Origin of the sequence: Desulfobulbus rhabdoformis (genome assembly GCF_016919065.1) — a bacterium.
GTDB classification, from domain to species: Bacteria; Desulfobacterota; Desulfobulbia; order Desulfobulbales; family Desulfobulbaceae; genus Desulfobulbus; species Desulfobulbus rhabdoformis.
Window position 1 is genome coordinate 69,866 of the sequence record NZ_JAFFQA010000022.1, and the last position, 11,406, is coordinate 81,271.

The window sequence follows — 11,406 nt, forward strand, 5'->3', positions numbered from 1 at the left end:
CGGGAAGGGTAGGGTGATGCTTCTTTGGGGCAATATCGTTATCAGGCAATTTGACAAAGATCAGGTGAGCCAGTAGAGTTCTAAGTTGTACGTTTTATCTGTCTTTTCGAGGTGTTCTTCAGATAAGAGGTCGTCAAGAATCCGACCCTTTCCGCAGTAGATGCAAAGGAAAAAACCAATGACTTCGGAACGTAGACGTTTTATCAGGCCGGAAGCGTTAAATCTGCTGGATTATCTGGTTGTCGATGAGCAGGGACGCCAAGGGGAATACTCAATGGCGAGAACCCTGAATGTCAGCAAGGGGGGGATTCTTATGGAGACGCATAAGAAGCTTCCCAAAGGTCAGCAGGTTATGATTACTCTTGGCCTTCAGGATCAGCTCATTGATGTTATGGGGCGTATTGTCTACGTTGTGGGCACCGCTGGCCGTTTCCATAACGGTATTGAATTTTTTCATCTCTCAGATACCGATAAGCAAATCCTTGAGCGGTATGTCAGTGCCTTTCACTCGCTGTATGCTGAGGAGTTCAAAGAACTCGACCCCTGAACCCGTGACGGCGGATACTCACGGGTTCAGGGTAAGATAAAGAGGTGATGTGCGAGCTGTCTTAACCAGCCCGAACATCCTTCCGGTACCGGTAACCTGGCTTCTTCTTACTGCTGAACTCTTCCATACTCGTCATCAAAGCGAACTATATCATCCTCGCCCAGATAGCTGCCGATCTGGACTTCGATCAGTTCCAGAGGGATCACTCCTGGATTTTCAAGCCGGTGCACGGTGCAGCTGGGGATATAGGTTGACTCGTTTTCTTTGAGCAGAATCGATTGTTCACCGTTTTGGATTTTGGCAGTCCCGGAAACCACGACCCAGTGCTCATGTCGATGATGATGCATCTGCAGGGAAAGACGTGCGCCAGGATGAACGGTGATCCGTTTAATCTGGAAACGTGGCTGCAGTTCCAGAGTGGTGTAACTGCCCCAGGGGCGGTAAACGGTACGGTGGGTATGATATTCCGGGCGTTTTTCCTGTTTGAGTCGGCTGACGATTTTTTTTACATCCTGGGAGCGGTTCATCGGGGCCACCAGAACCGCATCCGCTGTTTCCACCACCAGGGTATCTTCCAGGCCAACAGTGGCCACTAAGGTATGTTCTGCACGAACCAGAGAATTTTTTACATCCTCAAGGACCACATCGCCAAAACTGACATTGCCCTGATCGTCTTTCTCTGCAACTTCCCATAACGCCTTCCAGGAGCCGATATCCGACCAGCCGATATCAGCCTCGACCACGCAAGCTTTGTCGGTTTTTTCCATGACCACATAGTCGATGGAGTCCGAAGGGCAGGCACCCATGTTTTGGGCGTTGAATCGGAAAAAGACCCCATCTGGTGCACCCTGCTGCACTGCATTTGTCATCTGTTCCAGAATAACCGGTGCGTGAATTTCCATTTCAGCAAGCATGGTTTCCGCGGTAAAGGCAAACATGCCGCTGTTCCAGAAGTAGCGCCCGCTGGCAAGATACTGCTCAGCGGTGGCCAGGTCAGGCTTCTCTACAAAACTCTCCACCTGTGTGCCCTCGCCGCGGGCAATATAGCCATACCCTGTTTCCGGGTGATCGGGGACGATGCCAAAGGTGACTATCTTTCCCTCTTCTGCAAGCACGGCAGCCTGTTGCACGGCCTGGGTAAAGGGAGCTTCTTTCTGGATGAGGTGATCAGCTGGCAGAACCAGCAGGATATCCTGGCCTCGCCCTTTCTTGGCAACAAAGGCGGCGGCACCGCAGATAGCAGGGGCTGTATTTTTCCCGCAGGGCTCAAGCAGTATCTGAAACTGGGAAAAGGCATTCAAATCCTCGAGCTGGGTTTTGGTGAGAAAGCGGTGCTCTTCACCGACCACAATAATCGGGTCAAGTACATCGTTTAAATGGCTTAAGCGCAGCACTGTATTTTGCAGGAGCGACAAGTCACCGGTCAGATTAATCACCTGCTTGGGATAGAGCTCGCGGGAAAGAGGCCACAAACGGGAGCCGGTGCCTCCGGCTAAGATAACGGGTTGAATTGCCACTGGTCACCTCTGGTTCAAGGGTTGGTCGGTACTTAGCTTCGAATGATATCGAGGAGTTCTTGTGTTTTTTGCTCCATCAGGCTTTGGTCACCCCGCGTTTCCACGTTGAGCCGCAGAACCGGTTCTGTGTTGGATTTACGCAGGTTAAAGCGATAGGTGGGGTATGCAACGGATAAACCGTCAGTAAAGTCTTTCTCTCCATCACTGTAGCGTCGCTCAATTTCTGCGATAGTTGCGTCCGGATCGCTCACTTTGGAATTAATCTCACCACTGACGGGATAGGCCTGCATGCGTTCGTTGCAGAGTGCCGACAAGGTTTTTCCACTCATACTCATAAGTCTGCAGACAAAAAGCCAGGGCAGCATGCCCGAATCACAGTAGCCAAAATCACGAAAGTAATGGTGGGCAGACATCTCCCCTCCATAAATCGCATTTTTTGCCCGCATGTTTTCTTTGATAAAAGCGTGTCCTGTTCGGGTCATGACCGGGACTCCGCCGGCAGCTTTTACCATCTCGATGGTATTCCAGGTCAGGCGGGGATCATGCAGGATGGTGGAGCGGGGAGCCTGCAGCAGCATGGAAACGGCCAGGAGGCCGACAATATAATATCCTTCGATAAAACGTCCCTGCTCATCATAGAAGAAGCAGCGATCAAAGTCGCCATCCCAGGCAATGCCCAGATCGGCTTTATGCGCACGGACAGCCTGGGCGGTCACTTCTCTTTTTTCAGGCAGCAGTGGGTTGGGGACCCCATTGGGAAAGGTGCCATCGGGCTCGTGGTGCAGGCGAATAAACTCAAAGGGCAGGTGGGCGGCAAGCAGATCAAGCACTGGACCGGCGCATCCATTGCCAGCATTGACCACTATTTTCATGGGCTGCATTACTGAGCAGTCGACCATGCCGAGGATATGATCAATATATTCGTTTTTATTCCTTGCTAAGGTGTAGGCCCCTTCAGTGGCTGCGGGCTGGGCTGTTTTCCGGTCAAACCAGTTATCGTCTGCGGCCAGTTGTTCTATTTCAAGCAGTCCACTGTCCGAGGAGACCGGGCGCGATTCACGCTGGACAATTTTCATCCCATTGTAGGCTGCTGGGTTGTGACTGGCCGTAATCATGATGCCGCCGTCAATGCCTGCGTCCACTCCCCCAAAGACAGCCTGGTACACTTCTTCTGTACCACAAAGGCCGATATCTACGATATCAATGCCTTGCTTACGTAACCCTGCGGTGATTGTTTCGGCAAGCAATGGGCTGGTCAGGCGCATGTCGCGGCCAATAACCATTTTGCGTACTTTGCAGTGCTCGGTGAAGGCCAGGGCGATACGCAGTGCAATATGTTCATCAAAATCATCGGGAATCTTGCCCCGAACATCGTAGGCGGTAAAGCAACGTAAGGAGGTGGTCATGGCTGTGTATCCTGAAAGAGGTGAGAGTTGTGCAGCCCAGGGGCATTAAGGTTATTTAGAGCTTAATTTTTGCCTGCTGCTTTTTTTGGGGCTCACGTGGCAAGGGCGTGGTACGGATTGCAGGCTCTCTTTGGATAAAATCCTGTTGTAGGCGTTGGTCCTGAATCCAGGTACGAAAAATATTCGCGCCTATTTTCAGGTAGGGTGAGGTTGCAGAATGACGAAGGAGATTGTTGGTGGTTGAAAGCATAGAGCCCATAGCCATAAAAAGCAATGAACTGACAAAAAAAGCCTTTGCAGCACTGACAAAAAGACCGACAACTCTATCTGCCAGGCTGGGGTGTGTTGGTTGAACAAATCGCTGCATAATTTTACCTATGATGGTAAAGGCCGCGCTCACCAGTATGACAAGCAGTCCAAATCCAAGTAGAAAGGTGATTTTAGGATTTTCGATATACTGTCGTGTGTACGGGATAATGGTAGTGGTGTAGCGACCCGCCAGAAAGTAGGCCCCTACAAGAGCGACCAGGCCGGTCATCTGCCTTGTGCCACCGGTCCATAAACCGTGCAGGAAAAACAGCAAAAAAATGGCAAAGACGGTGTAGTCAAAATAGGTGAGGCTGTTGAAAGTGGGCATAGCTGTTTTATGGTAGTGATATTGTCTTCTTGATACACCCCTGGCCAAGCGCGAGGGGGGATGAATCGAATGTACCCTTGAATGCATGAGCGTTCATCCGCTGGCCGGTGGCTGAAACAACTCTTCAATTATACCCAATGCAATTGATATGACAATAGATTGTCCTGAAAGTGTGGATATGGAAATGCCTCAGGTTGTGGATTCATTATTCAGGGCCGAACTTCTACCGGCTTCGCTCTCCAAGGAGTTTAGTCTCTGTCCGATAGATTTGAACCTGTTGACCATGGCAATGCAAGATACGAGGAAAGATACATTGGTTCAGGCACTCCTTGCTCCCAGGGAACAAGATATTTTTACAGGGTTTTCTTACCAGAAACGACGAATTGAATGGCTTGGAGGCAGGCTGGCCGCGAAAAAGGCACTTTGCCAACATACCCCTGGTTTAGGTAATTGGAATGCTATATCGATTCTTCCTCAGGAACACGGACAACCCGGAGTGTATCTCTCAGGGCAGAAGGAAACAGCAGTACAGATTTCAATTTCACATAGCGCCGATTATGCCGTTGCTGGAGCGACATCCTCAGTGAACTGTGGTGTTGATATCCAGCAATTTTCTGATGGATTATTGCGTGTTCGAGAACGGTTTGCCACTGCTGAAGAGATAGCTCTACTCCAGGATGAGCCAGAGAGCATTTGTCGTCTAGGCCTGCTTTGGTCAGCAAAGGAGGCGTTGAAGAAGTGTTTTTTTGTAACGGACTCCAGCTTTTTTGGACATATCCGTCTTGTGCAGGCTGAAAAGACAGAAACACATTGTTGGCGGTTCCAGTGTGCGCTTGAGCAAGCAGGGCAAAGTTTTGCCCATGTCCAGGTTGTAAAAATGAAGCAGTATGCGCTTGCCGTTGTCCGGGGAGGCTTTGATGCCAGAATTACCAGAGGTTGAAGTAACTCGGCGTGGATTACTGGAGACGTTGCCTGGCAGGTTGGTACAGTCCGTCCGCTGTTCAAAGTTCCGCCTTCGTCAGAGTATACCACGGGCTTTACTGAAAAGAGAAATTGCTGGCCAGCAGGTCGTGGATGTGGACCGTCGGGCAAAATATCTTTTTGTGCGGATGAGCAGTGGAGCTGTGCTGGTCTTGCATTTGGGAATGACAGGAAAACTGACTGTGATCGAGTCGAAGATGCCCAGGCACAAACATGACCACCTGACCTTGGTCCTAGATAACGGTTTTGAACTCCGCTTCAACGATTGCCGTCGCTTTGGCTCGGTGGCTGTCTGGCCTGCTGAGCAGGCAGCTGAACTGGAGGCAGCCTTTTCTCAAGCTGAGGGGATCGAGCCTTTTGGTCCAGAGTTTACAGCGCCGAACCTGCTGAAGATGGCTAAGCGGCGTACTATCCCGGTGAAATCATTTCTCATGAATTCCAAAATTATTGCGGGAATTGGAAATATCTACGCCAACGAGATTCTCTTTGCTACTGCCATCGACCCGTTTCAGGCGGTGAACACGTTAAGCGAAAAGCAGTGGCAGAGCATCGTCAAGGCGGCGAGAAAAATTTTGCAGCAGGCTATAGAGTCTGGGGGCTCATCGATATCCGATTTTCTTGGGACCAGTGGGCATCCCGGCTATTTTCAGCTGCAACTTCAAGTGTACGGGCGTAAAGGAGAACTCTGTGTCCATTGTGAAACAGAAATTTGTAAAACAGATATCAGTGGTCGAGCCACCTATTATTGCCCCAGTTGCCAGAAATCTGCTTGAGTTGTCGCTGTAAAGCGACACTTGGAGTGCATTAATTTAGCGTGATTTTTTGATTTAGCACGAAGTTTTGTCTCTTTTTCGCGACAGTACGGCGCGTGCAGGTCAGTTGAAGAAGAAATGATATTCCAAGTATAACCTGCAGTCACGGATTCATGTCCTTATACAAAGCCGGGACAATATGATGCCGATTGAGCAGCTTATAAAAATCAGTCCGGTTGCGTTGGGCTAGACGTGCCGCTTGGGAGACGTTGCCCTGGGTGGTTTGCAGCAGTTGAATCAAATACTGTTGCTCAAACTGACGTTTAGCTTCTGAAAGAGGCAGAATCTTATTCTGGTGCTGTTTGATCGCATCGTGCAGCAAGTCCTCTGAGATGAGTGAGGAGGTCGCCAGGGCCATGGCATTTTCAACCACATTGAAAAGTTGGCGGACGTTGCCCGGCCAGGGCGCCTCAACCAGCACCTTCATAGCCTCAGGCGTAAATCGTTTGTCCTGACCATCACCTTTTTTCTGGAGCTGCTGGACAAAATGTTCGGCCAGTAAAGGAATGTCTTCCCTTCGTTGATGCAGTGGCGGCAATTCAAGGCTCACCACGTTGAGCCGGTAAAAAAGATCTTCCCGAAAGGTGTTTTCTTTGATCGCCTCTTCAAGATTACGGTGGGTGGCGGAAATGATTCGTACATTGACCGGAATAGGCTGGGAACTCCCTACTGGCCTGATCTGCCTGTCCTGGAGTACCCGCAACAGCTTGACCTGAATATGCAGCGGCATATCACCTATTTCATCGAGAAAGAGGGTGCCGTTGTGGGCCGACTGAAAGAGGCCTGCGTAGCTCTTGACCGCTCCGGTGAAAGATCCTTTCACATGGCCAAACAATTCCGACTCCAATAAACTCTCCGGAATAGCCGTACAGTTCACTGGAATGAACGGTCCATTACGGTACTGGCTGGCATTATGAAGGGCAATAGCCAAGAGCTCCTTGCCGGTACCACTTTCCCCCCGAATCAAGACGGTGGCGTCGGTTTCCGCCACCAGTTTTGCCCGGGAAAGCAGTTCTTCCATGGACTGACTCTGGCAGACAATATCCTGACGCCAGGAGTTGCGCTTCGAGGTATCCTCGGGATGCCCGCTGGAAAGCTCCAGCGCATTGGCCACCTCGTTGACTAGTTCTGCCCCGTCAATGGGTTTGGTCAGAAAAGAAAAAACTCCCTGTCGCGTTGCTTCCACAGCCTCGGGTATGGACCCGTGGGCAGTGATAATAATAACCGGCACAGATTTGTTTTGTTGGCGGATGGCTTCAAAAAGTGCCATGCCATCGATACCCGGCATGCGTAGGTCGGTGAGTACCACATCGGGTTTCCAGGCAGCAAAGGCCGCCAGCCCTTCTTCGCCACTTTCCGCGGTTATGACCGTATATCCATTACTTTCAAGACGAAGTTTCCACAGGCGAAGCAGGTCGCTCTCGTCATCAATCAGCAGTACTTTAGCTTGATACTGGGTCATATCAGTTGTCCCGATTCTTTATGATACTTTCAATGTTCTTGAGCTGGTCGATCTGTTTTTTCAGCTCAGTGAGACGATTCTTATCCTGAGCGGCTTTTTGTTGCAGTTGCTTGTTCTTCTCGATGAGGTCTTGATTTTCAATGGAGAGATTCCAGCGGACAACCCGTTCGCGATTAAGCTGATCTAAAATATTTTCCAAACCGTTTAAACCAGAGGTGTCGTTGGGATGTGCCAGTAAAAAATCGGAAATCTGTTGAATGCCCTTGCGGAATTGGCTGTAGCCTGCAAGAGGGTGAATGTTGAGGCAGATCATCTTCAGCGTGTGCTGTTTGTTAGGTTGCTTGGCGTACAACTCTTCAGTGTCCTGTAACATGAGGTTATACTCTGCACGAGAGATGTCCTTTTCTTTTTGGATACAGTTAAGAATGGTTTCAGAGGGGGAGAGCTGGGAGAATTGTCCGTTTTTATTCTTGTTATTGGAAAAATGACCGTTAAGGGCGGAGCACCCGCTAAGCAAGAGTACAAACGTAATAATTGTTCCTGTAAAAATATGATGTTTCATGAAAGTGTGTTTGATTCCTGTCTATGAGCGAGGGGGATGGATGCTAAAAACCGTGACCCATGATGCGGTTCGTTGGGAAGCAACCGCAGGGACCCACCGCAGTTTTGAAGATATTCTCGAGCTATTGCAAGCCCCAGACCAGATCCTTTGATCGGGGAGTGATTTTCTTGTTTTCCTGTAAAAAAAGGCTGGAATATTTGTGACCGATCTTCTTCGTTCACTCCTGGGCCAGAATCCTCGATCAAAAGTTCGGCACACTGTTCTCTTTTTTTGAGAGTGACTTGTATCGTTCCTCCGCTTGGCGTGAACTTAACCGCGTTGCTTAACAGATTATCAATCATTGTCACCATTTTTTCCGAGTGAGCAGCGACCTGAGTGGGGGGTAAGTCGAGTTCGAGATGGATATCATGGGCAAGAATTGTTGTCTTATGGTTGTCGATCACTTCTTCAACCAGAGCATCCAGTTCTATGGCATCGACCGGAGCCGATTGCTCACGGGCTCGAGCCATATTGAAATCGAGAATATTTTGAATCAGTCCCTGGAGTTTACGGCAGTTATTGTCCAGAATTGCGATCACCTCTGCCTGCTGAGCAGAGAGCGGACCAACAACGCCATCTTTAAGCAGACCAGCCCCCTCTTTTATGGATGCCAGGGGGGTTTTGAGTTCATGGGAGATATGAGCAAGCATCTTGGCTTTATCCCGATCCAATACATCTAATCGTTTGCGAAGCCAGTCAAGTTTTTTGCCGATAGCTTCAAGGTCGCGGGGCCCCTTGACAAGAATTGGTGTCGTGAAATCTCCTTCGCCCAACCGCTCTATACTTTGATCCATCTGGTACACCGGGCGAATGATCAGTCCAATAAAGAGAGCAATGAGCAGAGCACAAAAAGTGAGCACCCCGCAAATCTGCCACATAAGAGCTGTTTTGTTCCCCTGAACCTGTTTGCGGAGCTGGTCAACCTCTTCAATCATCAGCGTGCTGGAAAGACGCTCAATTTGTGAAGCCTGTGCTGCTATCTGTTCGTAACCGGCCAGAGCGGTCTCAATTGCTTGTGAAGGTGTGTCGGGATCTTTTGCCGCTGCATTCAGCAGGGTGACCAGGTTTTGTTCGTTTTTCTCCAGAGCATTGATAAGTGGTGTCAGTCTCTTTTCTGTGCTTGTCGCCGCAATCTGTCGAAAGAGCACCTCAATCTGTAAGTGCAGTTGGTTGACGTCTTCAAGATGAACCTGTTCTTTGAGTACGCGAAAAAGTCGAGCTGCACGTTCCTGGTTTTTCAGTAATTCAAGTACTTTTTTGCTGTTGTCTATGCGAGATACGGAGCGTAAAACGGCCACGGTACTCTGTTCTGCCAGGCTGTCGAGTATCTGCAGTGAGCTGGCCATGGCCACGATTAGCGGCAATGCAACGACGACAAAGCCAGTGAGTAGGAGGGAAAAGAAGGAGCGCGGGTGATATATGCGATTCACGGTTTGTCAGCGTGTAAGGTAGAAATGATCAAGGATGATTTCCTTGGATTTATCCTGTTGAACAACAAACAATCCCAGACTCTCAATGTGCTGCATGTCCATGGTGCGGCCTTTTGGGGCATGGCGAACCTGCTTTAAATTCACAACTAAATCATTCCATCCCGGTTGAAGGATGAATTTTTTATTAAAGCGATCATCGTACGCAGAACTATGCTGTTTATGTTCTGTGTCGTTAATCCGTAGGGTGAGTGTCAGCGCTTCCGGCTGCGGATTGTATGCGCTCCAATGGAGTAAGCTAAATCCCTGCCAGTTTTCTGGGAAATGAAACAGGGTTGTGCCGGAATATTTTGCTGTGGAAAGCTGGACCCGCAGAGCCCCTGCACCATGACGAACAAGAGATTTTTCGTTGTTGAGCTGCCGGGTATTCATCCAGCGAGACTTTTCGAATGGCGTTTCAAAATCAGCAAGCACCGGAAACTGAAAGCGGGCAGTTTGCTCATCAATGAGGGCCTGCGTTACAGGACAGAGGGCAGGGAGCAGGCAGAGGATGGCTATTGTTTTCAATAAACTGAAGAAATTTTTGTGTTGAGATCGTTGCGGTTGTGGGAAAAAGGCAAATGCCAGCATACAGCCGATCTGATTTCGAACGACATCTTCCATATCCGGCGAACGACCTCCGGTGATACTTTGAAGGAACTCTATACCAACTCCCAGTCCCAACACGAGGGCAAAGAGTGAAATAAATACCCGAAGGGGGGGCCATGTTGTCACTTTTTTTTCGATGAGAGTGAGGAGTAGAGCCGTGAATAAAGAAAAATAAAGGATATGCCCTAGATTCCAGGCTGCCTGAAATGAGCGGGCGGAATGATAGCTCGGCCCACCATAAAAAAAGAAGGGCAGGCCGATGAGTAAAAGAAGGCTAAGGAATATCGTTTTGCGGATGTGTATGAGCTTCATTGGCGCTGTCGATAGAAAAAAGAGGAAAAACTCCTGCCATGCAAAACGCTTGAGCGCCAATAGGTTTGAGGGAATAATAACGATATATTGATATTTTGTCCGAATAATCGATTTGACAGCATCTTCTGTTTTTCCCTACGATGAACAGGTATAGGACGTCCTAGATCTATTTTTTTTAAACCTAAGGGAGAAATATATGAAAAAATTTTATGTTACGTTACTGCTTGTTCTCTTTTTTGTGACAGCAGCCTTTGCTAAAGTGAATATAAATACCGCAACTCCAGCGGAGTTGACTACACTTAGTGGTGTGGGGCCGGCAAAGGCAGCGGCAATTATAGAGTACAGAGATGTCAACGGTAAATTTGCAACCATTGATGACCTCTCCAAAGTAAAAGGGATTGGTGAGAAAATCATGGAAAAAATCAAGGCTGACATAACTGTTGAGGAATAACCCTTGTATCCGTGACGGCGGGTGGGCACGGTGTTTTGTGCCCACCGTGGTAACTCTTTGATGATAAAAAACTATTCCTTGCCGCGCAGGAATAACAACAGTTGTTGGGGGAGGTACGCCCTCCAGTAACTGTGATCTCTTCACCGCCTCTATGCTGATGCCATGTTGGGGTTCCTTCGTCACCTCCAACCTACATGACTTTCCAGAGGCATCGTAGGTTGGGGGTGAGATACGAACCCCAACATAAACAGCTTCCTAACCCGGTTTTCCAACCAGTACCTCCGCTGTCATGGATTCAGAAATTTCTTTACAAAATCAGATCATTGGTTTACTCGTCCTCTGAATTCAACTGGTTACATAAATATGCTCCTGCAATGTGGGGGGAGCAGGTAACGCCAACCTTGGATCTGTGAGCATTTATCGGTGCGCCAGGTGAAACTGAACAACAAAAGAAATAGTATTAAAATTTCTGTCTTATTAATTCTACTTTGGGAATCATTTAACTTGCTGAATTTTTATCAAAATTGTGTATAATAACACCATCAAATAATTCATTTTTTGGGGGGCGTTTTACCTCATCTCAGCGTCTCCCAAAAAAAGAAATT

The 11,406-nt window shown here is 48.8% G+C and carries 11 protein-coding genes; 4 read left to right on the forward strand and 7 right to left on the reverse strand.

Annotated features, from left to right (window positions below; genetic code table 11):
- Positions 1-178 precede the first annotated feature (178 nt).
- Positions 179-547 (forward strand): PilZ domain-containing protein, encoded by a 369-nt coding sequence (locus JWJ90_RS12720; RefSeq protein WP_205227605.1) that lies wholly within the window; start codon positions 179-181, stop codon positions 545-547.
- Between the two features lie 107 nt (positions 548-654).
- On the opposite strand, the gene JWJ90_RS12725 is transcribed toward JWJ90_RS12720, so the two are convergent.
- The 3 genes from JWJ90_RS12725 to JWJ90_RS12735 are packed head-to-tail and all read right to left on the reverse strand — an operon-like array spanning position 655 to position 4,107.
- Complete coding sequence (locus tag JWJ90_RS12725; RefSeq protein ID WP_420828913.1) at positions 655-2,058, reverse strand: mannose-1-phosphate guanylyltransferase/mannose-6-phosphate isomerase; 1,404 nt, start codon at positions 2,056-2,058, stop codon at positions 655-657.
- A gap of 38 nt (positions 2,059-2,096) precedes the next feature.
- Positions 2,097-3,470 carry a phosphohexomutase domain-containing protein gene (locus JWJ90_RS12730; RefSeq protein WP_205227607.1) on the reverse strand — a complete coding sequence of 458 codons (1,374 nt, stop codon included), beginning with the start codon at positions 3,468-3,470 and terminating at the stop codon, positions 2,097-2,099.
- Between the two features lie 55 nt (positions 3,471-3,525).
- Complete coding sequence (locus tag JWJ90_RS12735; RefSeq protein WP_205227608.1) at positions 3,526-4,107, reverse strand: CvpA family protein; 582 nt, start codon at positions 4,105-4,107, stop codon at positions 3,526-3,528.
- A gap of 178 nt (positions 4,108-4,285) precedes the next feature.
- Here JWJ90_RS12735 and JWJ90_RS12740 point away from each other — a divergent pair, with 178 nt between their 5' ends.
- Positions 4,286-5,047: a 4'-phosphopantetheinyl transferase superfamily protein gene (locus JWJ90_RS12740; RefSeq protein ID WP_205227609.1), complete on the forward strand. Its 762-nt coding sequence runs from the start codon at positions 4,286-4,288 to the stop codon at positions 5,045-5,047.
- A complete protein-coding gene (gene mutM, locus JWJ90_RS12745) occupies positions 5,025-5,861 on the forward strand; it encodes a bifunctional DNA-formamidopyrimidine glycosylase/DNA-(apurinic or apyrimidinic site) lyase (protein WP_205227610.1) in 837 nt (278 codons plus the stop codon). The genes JWJ90_RS12740 and mutM overlap by 23 nt, the downstream gene beginning before the upstream one ends.
- Before the next feature lie 142 nt (positions 5,862-6,003).
- Here the strand turns inward: mutM and JWJ90_RS12750 are convergent, their stop codons facing one another.
- From JWJ90_RS12750 to JWJ90_RS12765, 4 genes are all read right to left on the reverse strand, one after another.
- Positions 6,004-7,362: a sigma-54-dependent transcriptional regulator gene (locus tag JWJ90_RS12750; protein ID WP_205227611.1), complete on the reverse strand. Its 1,359-nt coding sequence runs from the start codon at positions 7,360-7,362 to the stop codon at positions 6,004-6,006.
- 1 nt (position 7,363) lies between these two features.
- Positions 7,364-7,735, reverse strand: coding sequence for a hypothetical protein (locus JWJ90_RS12755; RefSeq protein WP_205227612.1), 372 nt, complete (start codon positions 7,733-7,735; stop codon positions 7,364-7,366).
- A gap of 185 nt (positions 7,736-7,920) precedes the next feature.
- The gene (locus tag JWJ90_RS23745; RefSeq protein WP_205227613.1) at positions 7,921-9,393 is read right to left on the reverse strand and encodes an ATP-binding protein; all 1,473 of its coding nucleotides are present in this window, start codon (positions 9,391-9,393) and stop codon (positions 7,921-7,923) included.
- A gap of 6 nt (positions 9,394-9,399) precedes the next feature.
- Entirely contained in the window at positions 9,400-10,410 is a 1,011-nt protein-coding gene (locus JWJ90_RS12765; RefSeq protein WP_275889109.1) for a VanZ family protein, read from the reverse strand.
- A gap of 136 nt (positions 10,411-10,546) precedes the next feature.
- Between JWJ90_RS12765 and JWJ90_RS12770 the strand changes: the two genes are divergently transcribed.
- The gene (locus tag JWJ90_RS12770) at positions 10,547-10,801 is read left to right on the forward strand and encodes a ComEA family DNA-binding protein (protein ID WP_205227615.1); all 255 of its coding nucleotides are present in this window, start codon (positions 10,547-10,549) and stop codon (positions 10,799-10,801) included.
- The last annotated feature ends 605 nt before the right edge of the window (positions 10,802-11,406 follow it).

Excerpts from the sequence above, each read along its gene's own strand:
- JWJ90_RS12740 (WP_205227609.1), top strand. The coding sequence starts at position 4,286 with ATGGAAATGCCTCAGGTTGTGGATTCATTATTCAGGGCCGAACTTCTA.
- JWJ90_RS12755 (WP_205227612.1), bottom strand. The coding sequence starts at position 7,735 with ATGTTACAGGACACTGAAGAGTTGTACGCCAAGCAACCTAACAAACAG.
- JWJ90_RS12730 (WP_205227607.1), bottom strand. The coding sequence starts at position 3,470 with ATGACCACCTCCTTACGTTGCTTTACCGCCTACGATGTTCGGGGCAAG.
- JWJ90_RS12750 (WP_205227611.1), bottom strand. The coding sequence starts at position 7,362 with ATGACCCAGTATCAAGCTAAAGTACTGCTGATTGATGACGAGAGCGAC.
- JWJ90_RS12735 (WP_205227608.1), bottom strand. The coding sequence starts at position 4,107 with ATGCCCACTTTCAACAGCCTCACCTATTTTGACTACACCGTCTTTGCC.
- JWJ90_RS12720 (WP_205227605.1), top strand. The coding sequence starts at position 179 with ATGACTTCGGAACGTAGACGTTTTATCAGGCCGGAAGCGTTAAATCTG.
- mutM (WP_205227610.1), top strand. The coding sequence starts at position 5,025 with ATGCCAGAATTACCAGAGGTTGAAGTAACTCGGCGTGGATTACTGGAG.
- JWJ90_RS12770 (WP_205227615.1), top strand. The coding sequence starts at position 10,547 with ATGAAAAAATTTTATGTTACGTTACTGCTTGTTCTCTTTTTTGTGACA.